Raw genomic sequence first — 22,974 nt, forward strand, 5'->3', positions numbered from 1 at the left:
CGGCAGGTGGCCCGGGCCGACGACCCGACGGCCGATCCGGTGCCGGCGATCACGCGTTTGGGCGACTATTACCTGAGCGGCCTGCTGGCCGTGAAGCAGCTGATCCTGGTCTTGTTTCCGCTGCCGGTCACCGTGTCACAGCCGCCGCCCGCGCTGCCTGATCTGTCCAGCCACGACAGCGGCGTCAAGTGGATGGACACCGAGTGGGGCAACCTCACGGCGACGCTCGCGCTCGCTGCCCAGCTGCGGATCGACTTGGTAGCCGTCGGCCTCGGGCAGCTCGCCACGATCGCTCATGCGCGCCGTGGTGGCTCTGCTCACCTGTACGAGGCGTTGGTGGCCAGTCTGCCCGCGGCCGAGCGGCTGGGTGATCGCCGGGTGCTTGCCTCGCACCACTACCTGCATGGAGTGCTGCTGATGCGGATGGGGCGACTGAGCGATGCCGACCCCGAGCTGCGGACCGCTCGCGCCCTGCTGGCTGCTGAAGGCGACGGCGTCGGCGAGGCGATGGCCATCTTCCAGCTGGGCGAACTGCACGAGTACGACGACGCAGCCGGCGCTGTAGAGCTTCTGGAACAGGCAGTCGCCGTTCTGCCGGCTGACGAGTCGGCCGTCCGGGGACGCGTACGCTGCACGCTCAGCCACGCGCTTGTGCGGCTGGGGAAGTACGAAGCGGCACGTGAGGTCGCGGCCGACGTACTTGAGACGGCTGATCGCCAGACGGCCAGGATGTGCCTGGACGTGCTGGGCCGGGCAGCGCTGGGCCTGGGCGATGCGCAGGGCGCGCTCGCCTACGCGGAGCAGGCTGTTGCGATCAGTCAGGCTACCGGGCATGTGCTCTTCGAGGCGAACAGCCTCACGGACGTGGCGATCGCCCTGCTTCATCTTGGCCGCGCCGAGGACGCTGAAGCCAGGCAGACCGAGGCCGTGCGGATTCTCGAGGAGGCCGGCGAACCCGATCGACTCGTCCGGGCACACCTCCCGTACGCCAGGGCATGCAGGGCGGTCGGCGACGGCGACCGCGCGACACGGTACTTCCGGGAGGCGTTGGAGCTCGCCACGGCGCACGGCCTCGAGTACTTGGTGCCTGAGGCGCGCACGGGTCTCGTCTCCTGAGTGTCCCGTCCCGTCCCGGGACACGTTCGGCGCAGGCCAGGGCCACCGGTGAACTCGCAGGTCAGGGCGTGACTGCCGGCAGCACGCCTGTCCCACGAGCCGTTCCGCGGATTGTCCGCACGGCCGAGCGGCATCGAAGCTCGGGGCCATGGACACGAAGCCATGGGTCGTGCAGGGAACCGTCGCCGCGCCGGTCGCCGCGGTCGCCGGACTGCTCCTCGCGGTACGCGAGGGCCGGGTCGGCGACGACAACCTGCTCGTCCTGGCCAGGGCGTCGGCCGCCCGCCGCGGTGCCATGACGGTCGTCGCCAGTGAAGCGGCGGGCACCTACCGCGCCGAGCTGGCAGGTCCTCTCGAGCCGGTCGAGATCCAGGCCGACAGCCGCGGCTCGACGCTGGCAGTGCAGAGCTGGTACGGCGGGGTCTACGCCGTCACCGCCTGCCCTGCCGGAGCGCTGGTGACCCACCGCGTACACCGCGTCGTACCCGGCCATCCGGGGTTCGCCGACGGGATCGCCGACATCGGGCTGCGGACTCGGATGGACCGCGACCTGCGCGACGTGCTGGACGTCATCGCCGACCGGCTCGGCTGCTGACACCTGCCCCGACACCGCGGGCGCAGCCGTGTCAGTGCGGCGGCGGTCTGGTGTCAGGACGCTCCTCGAGAGTTGGGGCAACAACAGAGTTCACCATCAGGAAGGCGCTACAATGTCTACGTTCACCACCCCCGAGCCGATCTCCGCAGTGCTGGACATCCCCGCCGGAAGCATCACGTTCGTCGCCGCCGACCAGGCCGAGACCATGGTCGAGGTGCAGCCGGCCAACGCCGCGAAGAGCCGCGACGTGAAGGCGGCCGAGGCGACCAAGGTCGAGTACGCCGACGGCGTGCTGCGGGTCGAGGTCGTCGCGAAGAACCAGTACTTCGGGCCGTCCGGCGCCGTCGCGGTGACCGTGCGGCTGCCGACCGGTTCCCGGGCCGAGGTGAAGACGGCCAGCGTCGAGCTCCGGGCGACCGGACCGCTCGGAGACGTCGTCGTCGAGGGCGCACAGGGCCTGATCGACCTCCAGGACGTCGCGAGCGCCCGCATCGCCTCCTCGGCGAGCGACGTCTTCATCGGCCGGCTGAACGGGCCCGCGGAGATCCGCACCAGCAAGGGCGACATCCGGATCGCCGAGGCCGTCCGCGGTGACCTCGTCCTGCGCACCGACGTCGGCGAGATCGAGATCGGCGCCGCGGCCGGAGTCTCGGCCGCGCTGGACGCCGGCACCGCCACCGGCCGGATCGACAACGCGCTCAAGAACAGCGGCGCCGCGGAACTGACCATCCACGCGACCACCAGCGTCGGCGACATCGTCGCCCGCAGCCTCTGACGGCTCTCTTTCCGACTCTCTGCCCGATCGAAGGGAAACACCGCCATGTCAACCACTCCGTCCGGCTTCACCGAGACCGGGCTGCGCCGGCTGCACGACGTGCTGGCCCGGCACGTCGACTCCGGGAAGATCCCCGGCGTCGTCGCCCTGGTCAGCCGCGGCGACGGTGAACCGCACGTCGAGACGCTCGGCACGATGCGTCACGACGGCGGTGCGCCGATGCAGCGGGACACCATCTTCCGGATGGCCTCGACGTCGAAGCCGGTCTCGATCGCCGCCGCGATGGTGCTGCTCGACGAGTGCCGGCTGCGGCTCGACGACACCGTCGAGCAGTGGCTGCCCGAGCTGGCCGGCCGGCAGGTGCTGAAGCGGATCGACAGCCAGGTGGACGACACCGTGCCCGCCAAGCGGCCGATCACCGTCCGGGACGTGCTGACCTCGACGTTCGGGCTCGGCATGGACATGACGATGATCGGTACGCCGATCATGGGCGCCCTGTTCGAGCAGGGCATCACCCCCAACGGGCCGGTGCCGATGCCGGAGCCGGACGAGTGGATGCGGCGCCTCGGCACCCTCCCGCTGATGTACCAGCCGGGCGAGCGCTGGCAGTACCAGATCAGCAGCGACCTGGTCGGCGTTCTCGTCGCCCGGGTCACCGGTCAGTCGTACGACGAGTTCCTGCGCGAGCGGATCTTCGGACCGCTGGGCATGAAGGACACCGGGTTCTCCGTGCCCGCCGACCAGATCCACCGCCTGCCGCCGCTGTACGCGCCGGACCCCGCGACCGGTGAGTTCCAGGTGTGGGACGAGGCCGAGGGCGGCCGGCACAGCGCCCCGCCGGCGTTCCAGGGCGGTGGCGGCGGCCTGAACTCGACCGCCGACGACTACCACGCCTACTTCCGGATGCTGCTGAACCACGGCGTTCACCAGGGCGAGCGGATCCTGTCCCGCCCGGCGGTGCAGCTGATGACCAGCAACAGCCTCACCGCCGAGCAGTTGGCCGCCCGGGAGACGCTGGCCCGGGACAACGTGCACATCTCGTTCGGTCAGGGGCAGCAGGGCGGCTGGGGCTTCGGGATGGCCGTGCGCACCTACCGGGGCGACTACGCGCCGATCGGGCAGTTCGGCTGGGACGGCGGCGCCGGCACGTCGACGTACGCCGACCCGGTCAACCAGGTCGTCGGCATCCTCCTCACACAGGTCGGTACGACTGTTCCGTCCTCGGTGCAGCTCATGAACGATTTCTGGACCACGCTCTACCAGGCCCTGGAGGACTGAGAGCGCTCCGAAGGCCGGACCGCGTGCTGCGGTCCGGCCTTCGGTTCTCAGCGGGCGGCCTGCTCGATCACACGGGTCACGGTGCCCGGCTGGGAGAGGGCGACCAAGTGGGACGCTCCGGCGACCTCCACGGTGGTGGCATGGGCGCGGTCGGCCATGAAGCGCTCGGCGGCCGGCGCGATCGCGCGGTCGCCGGTCGGGATCACGGCGTACTTCGGCAGCGCGGCCGGAGCGCCGGTGGGGATCTTCTCGTCGAAGACGGCGGCGTTGACCGGGCGCTGCGACGCCCCGAGTACGGCGGCCTGCCGCGCGGGCAGGTCGGCGGCGAACACCCGGCGGAACGACTCCGGCTTCATCACCAGATCCACCCCTCCGGGGTAGCTGATCGCGTTCGTCGTGTCCGGCCCGATCTCGCTGCCCGGGTACTGCGAGTTCAGCGCCCCGAGCGTCTCACCGGCCTGCGGGACGAACGCGGCGACGTACACCAGCGACTTCACCCCGGCAGTTCCGGCGAGCTGGCTCACCAGCGCACCGCCGTAGGAGTGGCCGACGAGCACCTTCGGGCCGGAGATGGTGTCGAGCACGCCCTTCAGGTACGCCGTGTCCGACGCGATTCCGCGCAGCGGTACGGCGGGGGCGACCACGGTGTACCCGTCCCGCTGCAGCCGGCTGGTCACCTCGGACCAGCTGGCCCCGTCGGCGAACGCGCCGTGCAGCAGGACGACGGTGGGCTTCGGGTGGTGTTCGGTCTGAGCGCTCGCCGTGGTCACACCGGCGAGGGTGAGGACGGCCGCGGCGGCGACCGTCGCCAGGTGCCTGGGCTTCATCGGTTCGCACCTGCCTCGACGGCGCTCGCGATGAAGTCGGCGACGGCCTTCGGCTGCGAGACGGCGACCGCGTGCGAGCCGTCGACCTCGATCGTGACGGCGTTCGCGCGGGCGGCCATCGTGCGCTGGCCCTCCGGGTGGATCGCCTCGTCACCGGTGGCGACCAGGTCGTAGACCGGGAGCCGCTTCCAGCTCGCCGCGCCGGACTTCTCGTCGAACGCCGCCGCGGCGATCGGCCGCTGCGTCCGGCCGAGCAGCTCCGCGTCCTCGACATCGGCCGCGAACAGCGCCCGGAACTTCGACCGGTCGATGCTCAGCCAGGTCTCCTCGCCGCCGTCGCCGGTGGGCAGCTGGTGCGGGACGAGGCCGGACGCGAAGTCGTTCGCGGGGAAGCTGCCGAGCAGGTCCTGCAGGCTCTCGTCCTCCTCCGGGAGGAACGCGGCGACGTACACCAGCGCGGCGACGTTGTCGGCCTGGTTGGCGGCCGCGGTGATGACCGCACCGCCGTACGAGTGCCCGACCAGGACGACCGGGCCGTCGATCTCCCGGACCTGGGCGGCGACCCGGCTGCCGTCGAGGGCGGGGCCGCGCAGCTCGTTGGCGACCGCGATCGCCGGGATGCCGCGGCCGGTGAGCTCGGCGATCACGCCGGACCAGCTGGCGTTCTCCGCGAACGCACCGTGAACCAGGACGACGGTGGGGGTCTTGTCAGTCATCTTCCTCGATCTCCTTCTTCGGTTGCTTGGTAGAAGGAAACCTCTGCGGGCCGCTCCGGCGGATCGAGCGAACAGGTGAACCTGTCAGCGCCGGCCGGCGTGCTGAGAGCGCGCCGTGCACCCAAATCTCATGCGTTCGGGGGAGGGGCGAACCGCTCCAGCACGAGCCGGGTGAGCTGGACCCGCGAATTCACCCCCAGCTTGCCGAACACCGCCCGGAGGTGGGTTCCGACGGTGCTGGCCGACACCACGAGTTCCTCGGCCGCCGACCGGTTCGTGTGCCCCTCGGCCACGAGCAGTGCGACCCGTCGCTCCATGGGCGTGAGTGCCTCCCAGCCCTCTTGGGCCCGTGGGGGTACGGCAGTCCAGCGCCTTCGTCGTACCCCGGCCGCCTGCAGCACCGCCTGGATGCGCCCAGCCGGTGCTGTGGCGCCGAGAGCCGTCAGACTGTCCAGCGCCCGCTCCAGAGCCGGTACGCCGGTCTTGCGATCACCTGCTTCCAGCGCGGCTCGCCCGTAGCGCTCCTCGGCCTGAGCCAGCAGCAACGGCCGCTGCGCCGTACGGACGATCTCGACAGCCGCGGCGAGCTGCTCCACGTCGTTGCCGGCAGCCACGACAGCACGCGCACCACGGCCGGCGGCCGACTCTGACCGCTCGTCCACGAGATTGGCTTGCAGCAGGACGCCGATGCGCTCAGGGAAGTCCTGTGGCGTCGCAGCCAGCCGACTGACCGCCTTTGCGTCGCCGTCCGCGATCGCCAGCAGGGCACTGATCGTCGGGTCGCTGCCGGCCAGCTTCCGGGCCTGAGTGAGGTGACCGCGGAGCAGGGCGATCAGCGCGAGTACCTGTTCCGCTGCTGTGGCCAGACCGCTCACTTGCAGCTGGTCCATCCATCGCAGACCGGAGTTGGCTGCTTCTTCCGCCTGCTGCAGGTTGCCGGCCGCGTACTCGAGCCGCGCGCGCAGCACCGCCAGCTGCGGCCCCGCCCACGAGTCGCCGACGGTCATGAGCTCTCGGACGCGGTCCAGTGCATTGAGGAGCTCGTCGGTCTCAGCACGGCAGTAGAGCTCGCCGACTTCGATCAACGTGGTCGGCAGACTCCCCAGACCGGTCTCTGCCTGCCGTGCACCGGCGTACAGGTCGCGGGCCTCGGCGTACCTGCCGTTGGCTTGGGCTTGCTCGGCAGCAGCGACCCGAAGGAGCGCCCGCGCGACCGGGTCTTGTACGGAGGGTGTTTGTTGGCCGGCCAGCGCGCGGAAGGCGGCGAGCCGTTCGGCCAGATGCGGTGACGCGCCCGGGGCGGTGAGCTCCTGCACGTCCAGACGCTGACTGGCCCACTGGTACGGCGCCAGGTGCAGCCGGATCGTCGCCTGCAGGTCCGGCGTGATCGGCCCGTGGTAGAGCGCCGTACCGCTGAGCAGGTCGTCGGCGAAGGCCTTGGCCCGGTCGTACTGCCACGCGGCCAGCAGGACGCCCACCACGTCCACGCCGACCTCGGCGCGCAGCGGATCGTCGACGCGGGTCAGGTCGAACGCCTCCTGGATCACCTCCGCGGCGGTGGTCGACATGGTCGCCAGCAGGTCCCGCGCCGCTTCGCGCAGCGTCGCGACAGCCGACGTGTCGCCGGACTGGGCTACTGCGAGGACATGCGGTGCCGCAGCGGCCGCACCGCGCCCGGCGGACATCAATTGGTGAGCGATCGCGCCGTGCAGCGCTCGCTGCGCAGACGGCGGTACGTCGGCCAGCGCCGCGGAGCGCAGGAGCTCATGCCGGAAACGCAGTACCGACCCAGCATCCGTGAGCAGACCGGCCTGGAGCGTCTCCTCCAACGGCGCAGCGAGCCTGGCGACCGGCGCGGCCATCAGTACGGCGACGTCTTCCAGGCGGAACTCGCTGCCGAAGACAGCAGCCGTACGGACCAGGTCCCGGGCCGCTTCGGACAGCTCCCCGGTGCGACGGCGTACACCCTCGACGAGGCCAGCCGACAGGTCGCTGTCGCTCAGGTACAGACCGGCGATGAGCTGCTCGGCCAGGAACGGGATGCCCTGGACGCCGGCGAGCTGAACCGCGAGCGACGGATCGACCGCGTGGTTCAGGCGATCCGCGGCAAGGTCCTGGATCGCGTCCGCGGTCAGAGGTGCGAGCGGGATGGCGTGCACCGGGACGTTCACGGCCTCGACAAGTTGGTCGGCAGGGCCGCCGGGGCTCGGGCGGGTGGCGAGCAACCAGAGGAGATGCGCGGCCGGAAGACGGGCGACGACCACCCGCAGGACGAAAGCTGTCAGCGGATCCGACCACTGGGCGTCGTCCAGCACGATGAGGGCGCGCACACCGGCGAGACGACGACCGATCAGGTCAGCCAGCCGCTCGGCGAGCCAGAGCGGCTGGGTGTTGAGCGCTGCCAGCTCGAGGAACTGGTCGGTGTCGATCAGCGGCTCTGGGCCGGCCCTGAGCGCAGGCGCGAGCGAGGCGAGCGGACTGATGTTGTCGGTCTGGTGTGCGACCGCACTGGCGACCAGGAAGCCCTGTCGCTCGGCCTGCTCGACAGCTGCTGCCAGGAGCGCTGACTTGCCGATCCCAGGCTCGCCACTGACGACCGCCAGCGAGGCCTGCCCGTTGGCGGCCGCTCGCAGAGCCTCCAGGAGCTTGCCGAGCTCCTCAGAGCGTCCCCGCAGCGGCACCATGGTGGATTTGTATCAACCGCAGCGACGGACAGCCAGCAGGGCATACGTCCGGGCGGCGCGCAGTACGTCGGCCAGCACCACGTGTTCGTCGGCCGCATGGGCGTACCGGACGTCACCTGGCCCGTACTGGAGCGTGGGGATGCCTGCTGCGGCGTATTGCCGGAGATCGGATCCGTACGGCGCTCCCTTGACCGCCGGGGCCGTCCCGCCGGCGTCAGACACTGCGGCGACAGTGTCCGCGAGCAGCGGGTCGCCCTCGGGCAGCAGACCGGACGCGAACTCACCACCCGGCCAGCTGACCGTGACCGGATGGTCGCGCAGCCACTCGTCCTGCGCGCACGCCTCCGCGACCGCGTCCTGGAAGGCGGTCCGCGCGTCCGCGACGGCCTCGCCGAGACGTACGCCGTACCGGCCCTCGGCGATCAGGCGGTCGGGCACCGTGCTCGCCCAGTCGCCGGCCGCGACGGTGCCGACGGACAGCGGGTTGGCGAGGTCGAGGTGGGCGAGCAGCGGGTGCGGGTCCCGGTTGCGCTCGCGCTCGAGCTCCTGCAGCGCGGTCTGGATCACGGTGAACTTCTCGATCGCACTCACCCCGCGGCTCCGGGTCGAGCCGTGCGTGGCGAGCCCCGGCACCTCCAGGCGGAAGGTCAGCGAGCCCGCGTTGGCCGGGATGACCGTCCCGGCGGTCGGCTCCGCGATCAGGCACGCCTCGCCGGTATGACCGCGGCGCAACGTCGCGAACGCGCCGACGCCGCCGTCCTCCTCGCCGATCACGGTGTGCACCGCGAGCGGCTTGCGCAGCGGGATGCCCGCGGCAACGACAGCCGCCACCGCACCGAGCACCGCGGCGACACCGCCCTTCATGTCACAGGTTCCGCGGCCCCACATCACGCCGTCCTCGATCCGCGCGTCGAACACATCACCCGGCACCACGTCGACATGTCCGTTGAGAATCAGGCCCGGCGTACGGTCGCCGCCCAGGACGCCGACGCAGCCCCACGCCTCGGTCCGCTCGACCTCCATGCCCGGGAACCGCGGGTCCGCCGTCAGCTCCGGCAGCTCGAGCCGCCAGTGGTCGACGGTGAGCCCCAGCTCCGCCAACCGCCCCGCACACCAGGCCTGGACGTCGACCTCCGCCGCGGTCCCGTCCACACTCGGGATCCGCACCAGCTCCCGCAGTTCACCGATGATGCGGTCCTCGTCGATCGCGGCCAGAACGGCCTGCTCAGTCTCGTAAGTCACGGCACTGGAATACCACCAATCGGACGACAAAGTCTGACCGTTCAGCCGACAGACCGCGCGCTGCGGCGCTGACAACATTCCTCAGGAGTCGGCCCGCCGGGCCGTCCGACAAGGGGGAAACCACCATGCACCGCAAGAAGAAGATCCTGATCACCACCGCCGCCGTCCTCGCCATCGGCGCCGGCTCGGCCTTCGCCTACTGGTCGACCACCGGCTCCGGCTCGGGCACGGGCACCACATCGGCCGGCGCCAGCAACCTGACGATCACGCAGACCAGCGAGATCTCGAACATGTTCCCCGGCGACACCGCGCAGGCGATCACCGGCACCGTGAAGAACAACGCCACGAACTCCGCGTACGTCAACACCGTGACCGTGAGCATCGCCTCGGTGACCGCGACCGGCACCTGTGACGCCTCTGACTACACGCTGGCCAGCCCGGTCATGACCGTGGGCCAGGACGTCGCCGCGGGCGGCACCGTGCCGTTCACCGGCGCGACGATCAAGTTCAACAACAAGGCCACCAACCAGGACGGCTGCAAGGGCGCGACGGTCAACCTGTCCTACGCCAGCAACTAGTACGTCACCGTGGTTTCCCAGGCCTGGGCGGGGCGTACGCCTCGTCCGGGCCGGGACCGCACCAGTTCTTGGGGGAGTGAGATGCAAGGCACGCGAAAGGCCCGCCACCGGTTGATCAGGTTCGTGATCGCCGGCGTGTGCCTGCTGCTGGCCGCAGCCGGCCTGGCGTACGCCGCGCAGCCGGCGAAACCCGGCATCACACTGGGCATCACACCGACCAGCCAGTCCGTGACGCGCGGCCAGACCGCGACGTACACGATCAGCGTGACCTCGACCGGCGGCTTCACCGGCGCGGTCGCGCTCAGCGCCACCGGCGCACCCGCGAACGCGTCAGCGTCCTTCAGCCCGGCCTCGGTGACGCTCACGTCCGGCGGTACGGCGAGCACGACGCTGACCGTGAACACCACAGCGACCACGCCGACCGGATCGGCCACGCTCACCGTGCAGGGCACCGGCACGAAGGTCAGCGGCACTGTCACCGCCGGCCTCACCGTCAACGCCCCGCTGTCCAGCGCTGTCGCGTTGACCGTGACCCCGGCCTCCGTCACCCTGGCGCCCGGGTCGACCGCGGTGTTCACCGCGCAACTGACCCGCACGAACTTCCCCGGCGCAGTCACGTTCGAGACTGTCGGCGGCCTGCCGTCCGAGGCGACCGCGACCTTCACGCCGAACCCGACGACCGGCAACTCCTCGACGCTTCAGGTCACCACACCCGCGACCGCCGACGACGGCACTTTCACGCTCAACCTGATCGCCTCCGGCAAGAACCCGGCCGGAGTCACCCAGTACGCCTACGCGACCGTCCAACTGGTCCTGGCCACCACGGGCAAGCCTTTCGCGATCAGCGGCAACCTGTCCGGCACCCTCGCACCCGGCATCTCACGCCCGCTCGACCTGACTCTCACCAACCCGAACAAGAAACCCATCTCCGTGACGAACCTGACCGTCACCGTCCAATCGGTCACCCGCACGCTCTACGCAACCACCCACAACCAGCCGTGCACCCTGACCGACTACAAGGTCACCCAGTACACCGGCACCTACCCACTTGCAGTCCCCGGCAACACCAGCCGAGCACTGTCCACCCTCGCCGCATCACAGTCGTCCTGGCCGACCGTCACAATGCTCAACACTCCAACAAACCAAGACGGCTGCAAGGGCGCCACCATCACACTCGCTTACTCAGGCGCGGGGAGCGGATCATGACTCGACGCGTGCTCCTGGTGCTCGGTCTCGTCGTCCTCGCGATGACCGGCGCCGGTACCACCTGGGCGTTCTGGACCGGGGCCGGCTCCGGCGCGGGCACCGCATCGACCGGCACGCTCGCTCCACCGGCCACGGTCACCGCCACGGCACCACCCGGCGGCGGAACGGTCAACCTCGCCTGGACGGCCTCGGCCCGTGCGACCGGCTACGTCGTGACCCGGGTCCTCAACAGCGACGGTACGACGACAGCCGCCTGCGGTACGACGCAAGCCTCGCCGACGTCCGCGACCTCCTGCAACGACTTGGCCGTGCCGGACGGGACGTACCACTACGTCGTCACCGCGCTCTCGGCCAGCTGGACCGCGTCGGCCTCGAGCGCCACCGTGACGGTGCACAACTCGCGCCCGTCCGTGACGGTCGATCAGGCCGCCGGTCAGGCCGATCCGGCCGCTTCGTCGCCCGTCAACTTCACCGCGGTCTTCAGCGAGGCTGTCACCGACTTCACCAGCGCGGACGTCACCGTCAGCCCCGCGACCGCGACAGTCGTGGTGAGCGGCAACGGTCCGACGTACAACCTGGCCGTCAGCGGATTGACCAGCAGCAGCTTGGTGACGGTGTCGATCGCGGCCAACAGCGCGTACGACTCCGGAAGGGCAGGCAACACAACATCGACCAGCACGGACGGCACGGTGTCGTACGACGCTGTGGTACCGACGGCGTCAGCGCCGGTCGCCACAGCAAGCGGGTCGTTCGGCAGCTTCGTCGGCAACACGGCCGTCACGCTGACAGACTCGGCCACCGATGACTTCTCCGGCGTCGCATCGGTCGCGTACTACCGCTGCACCGGCGCCACCGGAAGCTGCACCGCGACGAACTGGACCGCCGTCGGATCGTCCACCTCGGCGGCCACCAACTTCGCCGTCACCAAGAGCGCGCCGTTCGCGGCCGACGGAACCTACAGCGTCGTCGCCGTGGCCACGGACGCCGCCGGCAACGCCGGCGCCCCGAGCACCGCGACAGCGCTCACCGTGGACACCACGCCACCGAACGCTTCCCGCCCGACAGTGAACGGACTCTCCTGATGACCATCAAACGCCTGTGGACAGCGGGCTGCATCGCGCTCCTGGCCGGTGCCGGCCTCCTCGCAGGCCCTGCCGCCTTCGCAGCGTCAAGCGTCAGCAATGTCACCTTCACCAGCTCGTCTCTCGTCGGTGGAGCGACCGCAGACTGGACGGTCGGGTTCAAGGCCAGCAACGGCAGCGGCGCGCTGACCAGTGGCAGCACGATCACGGTGACCTTCCCCGGCGCTTTCAGCGAGCCGAGCACGCCAGTCGTGACGCCGGGCGGGTTCACCGCCGGATGTACGGTGTCGAGCGTTGCCGCTGACGGCCCGGCCAGTGGCTCCGACCTCATCACGGTCACTCTGGGCAGTGGCTGCTCTCTCGCGAAGGGCGCAAGCGGTTCGGTCAAGCTGGCGGGCCTCACCAACGCCCCCGTCGGCACGTACCAGGCCAGCACCTTCAAAGTCGCGACCTCGAGTGACACCACGCCGGACTCTCCGAGCTCTGCGATCACAATCACCGCAGGCGCTGCAAGCAAGCTCGCCTTCGTCCAGGGGCCGACCAGCGGCTATGTCGGTACCCCGCTGACACCCGCGATCACCGTCCAGGTCCAGGATCAGGTCGGCAATCCCGTGGCCGGGGCAGGGACCGGCGTGACGCTCACTTCCGCCACCGGAGCGCCCGTTGGGTCCGCGGTCACGGATGCCGGCGGCAGAGCCACATTCAGCAACGTGGTCTTCAACGGGACCGCGCTCGGCATCACACTCACCGCATCTCCGACCGCGACTGGGTCCAGCCTGGCCGCGAGTGCCCCGTCGACGGCCTTCAACATCACAGTGGCGGTCAGCAGCGGTGCGACGCTCGCCGAGGAGACGTCTGACGGGACCGGGGCCGGCGTGAAGTCCGTTGCGTACTACTACTGCACCGGCCACTCCGGTGCCTGCACGAGCACCAACTGGACCGCAATCGGGTCCTCGACGGCCGCCACCAACTACCAGGTGACCTGGACCTCGACACCGACCCCCGGCGCCTACCGAGTTGTTGCTGTCAGCACCGATAATGTCAGCAACGTCAGCCAGGCCAGCGGTTCTACCCCGGTGACGGTCGTCAACTAGACCTGTTCTCTGCAGCTCGACAGTACGTATACGGCCACTGGCACGAGATTCAGCCCCTCGCCAGGCTCCCGATTCTGGGGTAGTAGGTGTATACGTACTGTCCAGCTGCTGATGCCTACGCGCCGAGAAGGTCCAGGACTCGGCGGCCGCCGTGGTTGACCATGTCCTGGGCGTACGTCGGGCGGTCGTGGACGAACTCTGCGACGCTGGCGAACGCTGCGGCTGCACACACGGCGGTCGTGGCGCGGCCGTTGGCTCGTAGTGCTGCTTCCAGGAACAGCTCGTCGACGCCGTCCGCGGCGCCGTCGCGGGCGGCGGAGGCGGCCAGGGACACCAGGTCGTAGGCGCGTGCTCCGCCGCCGGCGGCCTCGATGTCGATGATGCCGGTGATCCGGCCGTCGGCCGCCAGGAGGTTGCCCATGTTCAGGTCGCCGTGCACGAAGTCGTGGTGCGCCAACTCCTCGTCCCGGTACGGCGCGCACAACGCGCCGTACCGTCGCAGCAACTCCGTGGCCTCGTCGTCGTACGTCTGGACGCGTTCCCACACTCCGTCCCAGCCGTCGAAGACGACGCCGTGCGACCAGCCCGACCAGGTGACCTCGTGGTCCTCGGGGAGCAGGTCGCGCTGGAGCTCGCAGGTCTCGATCACCTGCTGTGCCAAAGCAGTATCCAGCGTCGGCGGCGTGCCCGGCACGAACTCCTGCAACTGGTACGGCGATCCGGCGGCGGTCGTGCCGACGGCCAGCCACGCGGGCGTGGGATAGCCGACGGCACGTGCCCGGCGGACGAGTTCGGCGGCCTTCCGTACCCGTGGCGCCCAGGCCGGGTTGCCGGTCCACTTGAGGACGACGCAGTCGGTCAGCTCGTACGCCGTCGACTGCAGACCACCGGTCAGTTGCCGCACGACCCGATAACTGGTGCCCAGAGCAACATTCAGCTCGGCGACAACCGACGCGGTGGTGTCCATCAGGGGGTCAACCGGTGCAGGTCGCGCGGGAACAGCGTGACCTCGCGGACGTTCTCCGCCCCGGTCAGCCGGGCCACGAACCGCTCCAGCCCGATCGCGAACCCGCCGTGCGGCGGCATCCCGTGCTTGAACGCCTGCAGGTACGAGCTGTACGCCGGGGCGTCCGCCGACTCACCCTGCGCTGCCAGGACGGCGACGTAGTCGGAGTACCGGTGCAGACGCTGGCCTCCGGTGACCAGCTCGACCCCGCGGAACAGCAGGTCGAACGAGTTCGACCAGCGCAGGTCCGACGGCTGCGGGTGCGTGTAGAACGGGCGCTTCACCATCGGGTAGCCCTCGACCGCGACGAAGTCGCTGCCGTGCTCGCGCAACGCCCACTCGCCGACCGCACGCTCGTCAGCGGGCGACAGGTCCGGCTCGTCCGGCTCCGCGCCGGCGATCTTCAGCGCCTCGCTGAAGTGCACGACCGGTACGTCGACCGGGATCTCCGGCACCGTCACCCCGAGCCGCTCCAGCGCGCCGCCCGCCCGCGAACCCACCGCCGACAACATCTCGGCAATGACGGAACGCAGGACGGCGAGGACGTCACGGTGGTCGCTGATGAACCCGAACTCCGCGTCGAGCGAGACGTACTCGGCGAGGTGCCGGACGGTGTCGTGCGGCTCGGCCCGGAACACCGGACCGACCTCGAAGACCCGCTCGAACACGCCGACCATCGTCTGCTTGTAGAACTGCGGCGACTGCGCCAGGTACGCCGGCCGGCCGAAGTAGTCCAGCTCGAACACGTTCGCGCCGGACTCGGTGGCCGCGCCGACGATCTTCGGCGTCTGGACCTCCGTGAAGCCCTGCCTGTCCAGCGCGGAGCGGAACCCGTGGATCGCGGCCGCCGCCACTTCCCACCCGGCCCGCACCGCCGGATGCCGCAGCGCGACCGGTGCGTTGTCGAGCACGACGGGCAGCCCTGCCCCGACCGCCGGACGCCACAGCTCGATCGGCGGTGTCGCGGCCGGCTCGGTCAGCGGCTCGATCACCGGGTCGACGATCTCCGCGCCGCCAGGAGCCTGTGGGTTGGCGGCGACCGTACCGGTCACCTGGACCACGGTCTCCTCACCGAGCTCGTCCAGCTGCGTCTGGGTTTCCTCGGACTTGACGACGATCTGGCTGAGGCCGGACCGGTCGCGCAGGATCAGGAAACTGACGGCGGCGAGCCGTCGTCTTCGGTGCACCCAGCCGGCCACCGTGACGGTCTGGCCCACTGCTGAGGGGATCTCATGGCTGAGAATTCGCATCGCTGTTTTCACCTCCAGGTCTTCATCCGAACCCCGGAGGTGTGGGCGAAGGGGAATCTCGCGGTGCCACCACACCTTCACCGGACCAAGCTGGTCCGGCCTCTTGCACAACAGTCGCTCAGGAGTGTCTTCGCCACCGCTCCACGCATCGCCTTCACAGCTGCCGGCGACTCTCTCGGACGTGGGGTACGGCGCTACTCGGTTCCCTCAACGCGAACAGGACCAGGATAGGCGGCCCGGCAACCGGATTTCACCGCCGCGTCGTCGACGGCGGGATCTGAGCCGTGTCGGTGTCCTCGCGACCGCCGACGCGAGCGTGGACGGTGAAGGCGTTGCCGGAGCCGTTGCCGGGCAGCCACGCGTTCCACTCGGAGTTCAGCGGCTTCTTGTAGCTGTTCGTCGTACAGGTAGCGCGACGGATGTCGCTGGTCCGCTCACAGGTCCAGCCGAGGTCGAACGACGGCAGGAAGATCAGGTTGCGTCCCCACGAGATGTCGAGGGTCACCTTGCGGCCCTGCGCGCCGTTCACCTTCAGGAACCGGTTGTAGACGAACGGGTTCGGGTCGTCGTGCGGCGTCGGCGTCAGGATCTGCAGCAGCGACTCGTCCTGTTGCAGCGCGGGCAGCACTTCGGAATCGGTGTCGCTGACCAGATCGGCCGTCGCGGCCACCGTGAACGTCCGCGCCGCGTCGGACGACGTGTCCGGTACGTCGAAGTCGGCCGGCAGCGCAGCGGGTTGCGCCGGGTTCAGCGCCGTACACGTCGCGGTCTTCGGCGAGCAGGTCCAGCCGGCCGGCTTCGCGGCGATCGGCCATTCCAGGGCGCTGCCGTAGCTCAGCTTCAGCGTCACCTTCGACCGGCCGGTGCGCGGGGCAACGGTCAGGATCCGGTGGTGGACGTCCGGGTCGGCGCGGCCGTCGAGGATCTTCAGCAGGTTCTCGTCGGTGCTGGGCTTGGCCTGCACCGTCGCCGAGTCGTCGTCGTACAGCCGGCCGGTCTTCGCCGACACGGTGAACGTCCGGTCCGCGTTCGAACCACCGGTCGGCGCGTCGAACGTGACCGCCAGCGGCTTCGGGGCCGCCGGGTCGTCCGCCGTGCACGAGCCGGACGCCTGGCTGCAGACCCAGCCCGGCGGGTTGGCGCTCAGCGGCCACTCGAGCTCGGCGCCGTACTTGAGGCCGACCACCACCGGATCGGCGTTCCCGGCCGGCGTCTTGATCGTGATCACGAACCGGATCCCGGACGCGTCGGCGCGCGCCGACCGCGGGGTCGCCGCCGGGGTCTCCTGCAGCACCGGGCTGCCGCCGCCCTGCGGGATGCTGATCGTCACCAGGCCCTCGTCGAGCACCGGAGTGGTCGGGGTCGGCTTCGGCGGCGTCGGCGTGCTCGGCGGCGGTGTCGGGACCGGCGTGGTCGCGGTCGGCGTCGGCGTCGCGCTGGGCTCTGTGGGCGCGCTGGTCGGTGCGGTCGTCGGCGCGGTCGTGGGAGCCTGCGTCGGCTTGGACGCCGGCGGCTTGGCCGAGGGTGGTTTCGCGGTCGGCTTCGGCGGGACCGTCGGGTTCTGTCCGGGTGGCTCGGTCGCCTGGGTCGGGGCCGGCTGGTTGATGGCAGCCGGGGGAGTGTCGTTGCCGGTCAGCGCCATCGCCGCGAGTGCGGCCGCGACGGCGACGACCACCACGGCGCCGGCGCCGACCGCGGTCCGGGTGCTGTTCTCGGTGGCCTTCTTCCAGCCGGTGACGAAGAAGCCGACCAGCCCGACCTTGGCGCCCGAGGCGGCGGCCAGGTAGCCGAGGCCCGCGGTGCCCAGCAGGGCCGGGGCGAGCAGCGCCGGCAGCGCGCTGTTGACCTCGACCAGCTCGAGGTACACCGCGGTGCACTTCGCACACTCGTCGAGGTGCTCGCGGACGTTCCGGTTCTCGCGCTTGGTCAGGCCGCCGCGGACGTACGCGCCGAGGCGCTCGGTCGTCCAGCGGCAACGGTCCCCGCCGACATCGGCCAGGTGCTGCTGCAGGTACGCCTGCCGCAGGCCTTCCCGGGCGCGGTAGGCCAGCGCGGACACGCCGTTCGCGGTCAGGCCGAGCAGGGGAGCGATCGCGGCCGGCTTCTCACCCTCGACCTCGGTGTGCCACAGCACCGCCTGCCAGCGCTCCGGGAGGCTGGCGAACGCCTTCGCCGCCGCGCCGCTCTCGAACCCCGTCACGGTCGGGTCGTCGAAGGTCTCCGGCTCCCGCTCGTACGACGCGATGTCGTCGGTGGTCTGCACCTTCTTGCCGGAGCGGATCCGGTCGACGTGCACCCGCCGGACCGTCGTCAGCAAGTACGCGCGGAACGAGACGTCCGGCCCGCCGCCGCCGCGCAGCGCGTCCAGGACCTTCGCGAACGCGTCACTGGCGAGGTCGTCGGCGTCGTTGGCGGGGACCAGCTGGCGGGCCATTCGCTCGGCGGCGTGGTGGTGCCGCGCATACAACTCGCCGTACGCCTCGAGGTCGCCGTTGCGGACGCGCGCGATCAGTTCGGCGTCGCTCGGTGCGTCCGGCGTCTCCATTCAGCTCCCCCGTGGGTTCTCTCTGCCGACTCTGCGGCGACTCTCAGTGCGGCAACGTGACGGTGCGTCACTTTTGGTTGCCGAGGACAAGGCTCCCACGTGTGACGGCCGTGCGCATCATTTCTGACGCGGAACTGTGCCTCTTTCCTGACGAGATCACCAGCCCCGAAGTTACGCCCGAAAAAAGTTCTGGGAATCCGCGTCATGAACCGCGACCGGCGCTGTCTCTTCGGCGTACGACGCTTCCGGCCGACCGGTCGGGAGACTGACGGGGCTGTTTTTCGAGGAGGGCCATGTCGCTGTTCGCGGACATCCGCAGACGGTTCGACCTGCGTCCGGCCAAGTCCCTGAACCTGGCGGGGTCGCCCGCCCGGACCCGGCCGGAAGCGTCGTCCACCACGAGTTCGGGGGAACCACCGTGCGGGCGGAGGGAACCGCACGGCACAGCTGGTACCGATGACAGCGCCTATCTCGCGATCGCCGAGGCGCTGCACGACGGTGCCGATGTCGTGCCTGCATCGGACGAGACCGGACGCCGCCTCGCGGCCGACGGAATCTCGCTGGTGGAGGCACTTGATGGGCTGAGTGCGTTGTACCGCTCGATCGCCGGGGGCGAGCCGGCTTTCGCCGCGGTACGCGCACTCAGTTCCAGCTGGGCCGAGGCCTCCCTCGTCTACCTGCACTCGCTGTCGTGCGAGGACCCGCTGACCGGGCTGTCCAGCCTGGCGCACCTGCGGTCCCGGCTCGGCGAGCTCTACCGAGAGGCGGAATTCCGTGGAACTTCCGTACCGCAAACCCACGCACTGGTGGTTGTCGAACCGCTCAATCCGCCGGGGACCACGCCGTTCGACCGCGAACTCCGCCTCGTCGACGTCGCGGAATGCCTGCGGATCGTGTTCTGCGGCGGTGACGTACTGGGCCGCGTCGGCTCACACCGCGCGGCGGCGCTCGTCGGCCGCGAGCCGAACCTGCCGGACCAGGTCGCGACGGTACGAGCCCTGATCACGCAGTGGCGGCTGGACACCGAAGTACCCCAGCTGGCCCGGATCTGGATCGAGGGCCTGCCGGGTAGCGACGCGATGGCCGGGAGGTTGCTCGACGAGCTGGCCAGAACCTGAGACCTGCGTCCGGACGCCTACAGGGGGGCGGCCGGGCGCATCAATCCGGCGGCGGATCGCCTGACACGGGGTGGGCGATCCGCCGCCTCATGCCGTGAGCAACCTTTCCACGAGCTCGTCGTAGGTCAGTCCGGCGCCCTTCGCGGCGACCGGGACCAGGCTGCCCCGGGTGAGGCCGGGCAGCGCGTTCACCTCGAGGCAGTACGGCGTACCGGCGGCGTCGCAGCGGAAGTCGACCCGGGAGTACGTCGCACCGAACCCGAGGGCCTGATGCGCGCGGACCGCGAGGTCCTGCAACTCCTCGGCGAAGTCCACCGCGATCTCCGCAGGACAGACCTCGCGCACGGCGCCCGGCTGGTACTTCGCCACGTAGTCGAAGACCTCCGTGGTCAGCTCGATCTCGACCACCGGCAGCGCTGCCCCACCGATCACGGCAACGGTGAACTCCCGGCCCCCGAGGAACGGCTCGACGATCAGCTCGCCCTCGGCCCGCACGGCATCCAGCGTGTCGACCTTGCGCACGGCCACACTGGAGCCGTCGGCAACTGGCTTGACCACGACCGGTCCGCTCGCCAGCAGCTGTTTGACTCCGACCGGCGGTTCGCGCTGCTCCGACGGGTTGTACAGCACCCGCGGCGGCACCGGGATCCCGGCGGCCTCGAGCACCGCCTGACAACGACCCTTGTGCCACGCAACGGCGCAGACGTCGTGACCCGCGCCCGTGAACGGGATGCCCGCCAGCTCCAGCAACGCCTGCACGTGCCCGTCCTCACCCCAGCCGCCGTGCAAGGCGATGAACACCCTGTCGGCGCTCCGCAGTTGCTCCAGTCCGCCCGTGAGTGCGGCGTACATCCGGCGTCGCAACACAGCCCGGTCTGCCGCTGCTGGAGGCTCCTTGGGGACCGGTACGACGGCATCGCCGGCCGGCACCGGATCGGCCAGGATCGGCTGCTCCGCGGCCGGGTCGATCAGCACCACGTCATGACCGCGCCCGGCGAGCGCCTGAGCCACTGCCCAGCCGGACGACCGCGAGACGTCCCGCTCCGAACTCTCGCCGCCACACAGCACCGCGACTCGCACGTTGCCTCCTCCTCTACTGCTGGTAGCTGTCCAGGAACCGGCCGATGCGGCGGATCGCCACCTCCAGGTCGCCCGCCTCGGGAAGCGTGACGATCCGGACGTGGTCCGGCCGCGGCCAGTTGAAGCCGGTGCCCTGGACGATGTGGATCTTCTCGCGCAGCAACAGGTCGAGCACGAACTTCTCGTCGTCGTGGATCGGGTGCACCTGCGGGTCGATCCGCGGGAAGGCGTACAGCCCGCCCTTCGGTTTGACGCAGGACACCCCGGGAAGTTCGTTCAGCGTCTCCCAGGCGGTAGTGCGCTGGGCTTCGAGCCGGCCGCCAGGGCGGATCAGCTCGTCCAGCGTGTGGTCGGTCAGCGCGGCCTCGATGACGTGCTGGGCGAGCGCGTTCGGGCACAGCCGCATCCCGGCCAGCATGGTCAGGCCCTCGAGGTAGTTGCGGGCCGCCGCGCGCGGACCGGAGACGACCAGCCAGCCGGCCCGGAAGCCGGCGATCCGGTGGCTCTTCGACAGGCCGCCGAAGGTCAGGGTCAGGACGTCCGGCGCGAGCGCGCCGAAATGGTGGTGGGTGGCGCCGTCGTACACGATCCGGTCGTAGATCTCGTCGCTGAACACCATCAGCGAATGCCGGCGGGCCAGCTCGGCGAGCCCGGCGAGAACCTCGGGCGAGTAGACCGCGCCGGTCGGGTTGTTCGGGTTGATCACCACGATCGCCTTGGTGCGGTCGGTGATCTTCGCCTCCAGGTCGGCGAGATCGGGCTGCCACTCGGCGGACTCGTCGCACGCGTAGTGCACCGGCGTACCGCCCGCGAACCGGGTCACGGCGGTCCACAGCGGATAGTCCGGGCTGGGGATCAGCACCTCGTCGCCGGTGTCGACCAGCGCCTGGATCGCCATCCCGGCCAACTCGGAGACCCCGTTGCCGAGATAGACGGCCTGCTCGTCGACGTCGGTGTAGCCGCGCTGGGAGTAGTACGTCGCCAGCGCTTGCCGCGCGGAGAGGATGCCGCGGGCATCGGTGTATCCGTGCGCGGTCGGGAGCCGCGCGACCAGGTCGGCGAGCACTGCCTCGGGGGCAGCGAAGCCGAACGGCGCCGGGTTACCGATGTTCAGCCGCAGGATGCTGTGCCCGGCGGCCTCCAGGGCGTTGGCCTGCTCGACCACCGGTCCGCGGATCTCGTAACACACGCCGGTCAGCTTGCCGGACTGCCGAAACTCCATCGCCCCACCCTTCGTCGTCTGCCGACGGCATGCTACTTGGTTCTTCCAAGTACATACTTGGCGGGTCCAAGCTAGGCTGTCCACATGCCCCGCCGAAGCTATGCGCAGTACGACGCCGCTGCCCGGTCCCTGGATGTGGTCGGCGAGCGGTGGACGCTGCTGATCGTCCGCGAGCTCGCCTTCGGTCCACGGCGGTACACCGATCTGCACGCCGACCTCCCGGGGATCAGCACCGACGTCCTCGCGGCGCGGTTGAAGGAACTGGAGGCGGACGGAGTCGTGGAACGGCGGACGTTCGCGCCGTCGGCGCCCGTCCGGGTCTACGATCTGACCGACCGCGGCAGGGAACTCGTGCCGGTGGTGATGGCGCTGGCCGCGTGGGGGAGTCCGCTGCTGGCCGAGCACTTGTCGACGGACGCTGTGCGCCACCACTGGTACCTGCTGCCGCTGGCCGAGATCCTGCGCCGGGCGGCCGGCGGAGTCGACGGTGTGGTCGAGCTGCACGTCGAGGGCAGCAACTGCCGGCTGCGGTTGGAGTCCTGGCGCGCAACCGTCGTACCAGACGAGGCTCCCGAGGCGGTGGTCACCGTGTCACAGAAGGTCGCCGACGAGCTGCTCGCGGGCCGTCTCGTGTGGGCGGACGCGGTCGCGGACGGGCAGGTCGCCGTGGACGGCTCCTCGGCCGTGGCGACCCAGCTTAATGTCGGTCGGGCCGCCTAGGCTGGGGGCATGTGCGGTAGGTATGCGTCCAGCCGGGCCCCGTCGGACCTCGTCGAGGAGTTCGAGATCCAGGCGGGCAACGTCCGGGAGTCCGTCGAGGAGCTCGGCGAGAACTACAACGTCGCGCCGACCAACCAGGTGATCGCGGTGGTCGAGCGGAAGAACCGCGAGCAGCCGGACGAGACCGTCCGCAAACTGACCACGGTCAAGTGGGGGCTGGTGCCGTCCTGGGCCAAGGACACCTCGATCGGGAACCGGCTGATCAACGCCCGGATGGAGACCGTCGCGGAGAAGCCGGCCTTCAAGAAGGCGTTCGCCACCCGGCGCTGCATCCTGCCCGCCGACGGGTACTACGAGTGGTACACCGCCGAGGAGAAGGTGAACGGCAAGCCGGTCAAGCAGCCGTACTTCATCCACCCGCCGGACGGCAGCATCCTCTCGATGGCCGGGCTGTACGAGATCTGGCGCGACAAGTCGGTCGAGGACCCGGAGTCCGACGACGCCTGGCTGTGGACCTGCACGGTGCTCACCACCTCGGCCACCGACGACCTCGGCCGGATCCACGACCGGATGCCGCTCCTGGTCGAGCGCGAGCGGTACGACGCGTGGCTCGACCCGCTCTCCTCGGACACCGACGACCTGCTGAAGCTGCTCGTCCCGGCGGCCCCCGGCCGGCTGGAGGCGTACGCCGTCTCGAAGGCCGTCGGCTCGGTGAAGAACAACGGCCGCCACCTCCTCGATCCGCTGCCGCCCGACGGTGAGGACCCGCAGGACAGCCCGACCACGCTCTTCTGAGCTCTTCTTCCGGGTTTCGCGCCCCGTGGTTCCCCGGTCCGGGTG

Annotated in this window: 20 protein-coding genes; 11 read left to right on the forward strand and 9 right to left on the reverse strand. The window is 70.3% G+C overall.

What is annotated here, in order from left to right:
- The first annotated feature begins 6 nt into the window (after positions 1-6).
- From ABZX12_RS30525 to ABZX12_RS30540, 4 genes are all read left to right on the forward strand, one after another.
- Positions 7-1,116: a tetratricopeptide repeat protein gene (locus tag ABZX12_RS30525; RefSeq protein ID WP_355699070.1), complete on the forward strand. Its 1,110-nt coding sequence runs from the start codon at positions 7-9 to the stop codon at positions 1,114-1,116.
- Positions 1,117-1,264: 148 nt separating this feature from the next.
- Positions 1,265-1,711 carry a hypothetical protein gene (locus tag ABZX12_RS30530; protein WP_355698772.1) on the forward strand — a complete coding sequence of 149 codons (447 nt, stop codon included), beginning with the start codon at positions 1,265-1,267 and terminating at the stop codon, positions 1,709-1,711.
- A 112-nt stretch (positions 1,712-1,823) separates the two neighbouring features.
- Entirely contained in the window at positions 1,824-2,486 is a 663-nt protein-coding gene (locus ABZX12_RS30535) for a DUF4097 family beta strand repeat-containing protein (protein WP_355698774.1), read from the forward strand.
- 45 nt (positions 2,487-2,531) lie between these two features.
- Complete coding sequence (locus ABZX12_RS30540; RefSeq protein ID WP_355698776.1) at positions 2,532-3,764, forward strand: serine hydrolase domain-containing protein; 1,233 nt, start codon at positions 2,532-2,534, stop codon at positions 3,762-3,764.
- Positions 3,765-3,811: 47 nt separating this feature from the next.
- On the opposite strand, the gene ABZX12_RS30545 is transcribed toward ABZX12_RS30540, so the two are convergent.
- The 4 genes from ABZX12_RS30545 to ABZX12_RS30560 form a co-directional block, all read right to left on the reverse strand.
- Positions 3,812-4,591 (reverse strand): alpha/beta hydrolase, encoded by a 780-nt coding sequence (locus ABZX12_RS30545; protein ID WP_355698778.1) that lies wholly within the window; start codon positions 4,589-4,591, stop codon positions 3,812-3,814.
- On the reverse strand, positions 4,588-5,307 hold the full coding sequence (locus ABZX12_RS30550) for an alpha/beta hydrolase (protein WP_355698779.1): 720 nt from the start codon (positions 5,305-5,307) through the stop codon (positions 4,588-4,590). The genes ABZX12_RS30545 and ABZX12_RS30550 overlap by 4 nt, the downstream gene beginning before the upstream one ends.
- Positions 5,308-5,435: 128 nt before the next feature.
- Positions 5,436-7,991, reverse strand: coding sequence for a BREX system ATP-binding domain-containing protein (locus tag ABZX12_RS30555; RefSeq protein ID WP_355698781.1), 2,556 nt, complete (start codon positions 7,989-7,991; stop codon positions 5,436-5,438).
- Positions 7,992-8,003: 12 nt separating this feature from the next.
- On the reverse strand, positions 8,004-9,233 hold the full coding sequence (locus ABZX12_RS30560) for an ArgE/DapE family deacylase (protein WP_355698783.1): 1,230 nt from the start codon (positions 9,231-9,233) through the stop codon (positions 8,004-8,006).
- 125 nt (positions 9,234-9,358) lie between these two features.
- Between ABZX12_RS30560 and ABZX12_RS30565 the strand changes: the two genes are divergently transcribed.
- From ABZX12_RS30565 to ABZX12_RS30580, 4 genes are all read left to right on the forward strand, one after another.
- Positions 9,359-9,811: a hypothetical protein gene (locus ABZX12_RS30565; protein WP_355698785.1), complete on the forward strand. Its 453-nt coding sequence runs from the start codon at positions 9,359-9,361 to the stop codon at positions 9,809-9,811.
- 81 nt (positions 9,812-9,892) lie between these two features.
- A complete protein-coding gene (locus ABZX12_RS30570; protein WP_355698787.1) occupies positions 9,893-11,017 on the forward strand; it encodes a hypothetical protein in 1,125 nt (374 codons plus the stop codon).
- The gene (locus tag ABZX12_RS30575; RefSeq protein ID WP_355698788.1) at positions 11,014-12,099 is read left to right on the forward strand and encodes a hypothetical protein; all 1,086 of its coding nucleotides are present in this window, start codon (positions 11,014-11,016) and stop codon (positions 12,097-12,099) included. Before ABZX12_RS30570 ends, ABZX12_RS30575 begins: the two co-directional genes overlap by 4 nt.
- Positions 12,099-13,193, forward strand: coding sequence for a hypothetical protein (locus ABZX12_RS30580; protein ID WP_355698790.1), 1,095 nt, complete (start codon positions 12,099-12,101; stop codon positions 13,191-13,193). The genes ABZX12_RS30575 and ABZX12_RS30580 overlap by 1 nt, the downstream gene beginning before the upstream one ends.
- Before the next feature lie 115 nt (positions 13,194-13,308).
- Here ABZX12_RS30580 and ABZX12_RS30585 read toward each other — a convergent pair whose 3' ends face one another.
- The 3 genes from ABZX12_RS30585 to ABZX12_RS30595 form a co-directional block, all read right to left on the reverse strand.
- Positions 13,309-14,160 (reverse strand): aminoglycoside phosphotransferase family protein, encoded by an 852-nt coding sequence (locus tag ABZX12_RS30585; RefSeq protein WP_355698792.1) that lies wholly within the window; start codon positions 14,158-14,160, stop codon positions 13,309-13,311.
- The gene (aspS, locus tag ABZX12_RS30590) at positions 14,160-15,449 is read right to left on the reverse strand and encodes an aspartate--tRNA(Asn) ligase (RefSeq protein WP_355698794.1); all 1,290 of its coding nucleotides are present in this window, start codon (positions 15,447-15,449) and stop codon (positions 14,160-14,162) included. The genes ABZX12_RS30585 and aspS overlap by 1 nt, the downstream gene beginning before the upstream one ends.
- A gap of 250 nt (positions 15,450-15,699) precedes the next feature.
- Entirely contained in the window at positions 15,700-17,994 is a 2,295-nt protein-coding gene (locus ABZX12_RS30595) for a sigma-70 family RNA polymerase sigma factor (RefSeq protein WP_355698796.1), read from the reverse strand.
- A gap of 293 nt (positions 17,995-18,287) precedes the next feature.
- Here ABZX12_RS30595 and ABZX12_RS30600 point away from each other — a divergent pair, with 293 nt between their 5' ends.
- Positions 18,288-19,112 carry a hypothetical protein gene (locus tag ABZX12_RS30600; protein ID WP_355698797.1) on the forward strand — a complete coding sequence of 275 codons (825 nt, stop codon included), beginning with the start codon at positions 18,288-18,290 and terminating at the stop codon, positions 19,110-19,112.
- 87 nt (positions 19,113-19,199) lie between these two features.
- Here the strand turns inward: ABZX12_RS30600 and ABZX12_RS30605 are convergent, their stop codons facing one another.
- Positions 19,200-20,192, reverse strand: coding sequence for an ATP-grasp domain-containing protein (locus ABZX12_RS30605; RefSeq protein ID WP_355698799.1), 993 nt, complete (start codon positions 20,190-20,192; stop codon positions 19,200-19,202).
- A 13-nt stretch (positions 20,193-20,205) separates the two neighbouring features.
- The gene (locus ABZX12_RS30610; protein ID WP_355698801.1) at positions 20,206-21,414 is read right to left on the reverse strand and encodes a pyridoxal phosphate-dependent aminotransferase; all 1,209 of its coding nucleotides are present in this window, start codon (positions 21,412-21,414) and stop codon (positions 20,206-20,208) included.
- A gap of 84 nt (positions 21,415-21,498) precedes the next feature.
- On the opposite strand from ABZX12_RS30610, the gene ABZX12_RS30615 reads away from it, so the two are divergent.
- Both ABZX12_RS30615 and ABZX12_RS30620 read left to right on the forward strand, forming a co-directional pair.
- Positions 21,499-22,134, forward strand: coding sequence for a helix-turn-helix domain-containing protein (locus tag ABZX12_RS30615; protein WP_355698803.1), 636 nt, complete (start codon positions 21,499-21,501; stop codon positions 22,132-22,134).
- A 9-nt stretch (positions 22,135-22,143) separates the two neighbouring features.
- Positions 22,144-22,929 carry an SOS response-associated peptidase gene (locus ABZX12_RS30620; protein ID WP_355698805.1) on the forward strand — a complete coding sequence of 262 codons (786 nt, stop codon included), beginning with the start codon at positions 22,144-22,146 and terminating at the stop codon, positions 22,927-22,929.
- The last annotated feature ends 45 nt before the right edge of the window (positions 22,930-22,974 follow it).

This window comes from Kribbella sp. NPDC003505 (assembly GCF_040610875.1).
Classification (GTDB): Bacteria; Actinomycetota; Actinomycetes; order Propionibacteriales; family Kribbellaceae; genus Kribbella.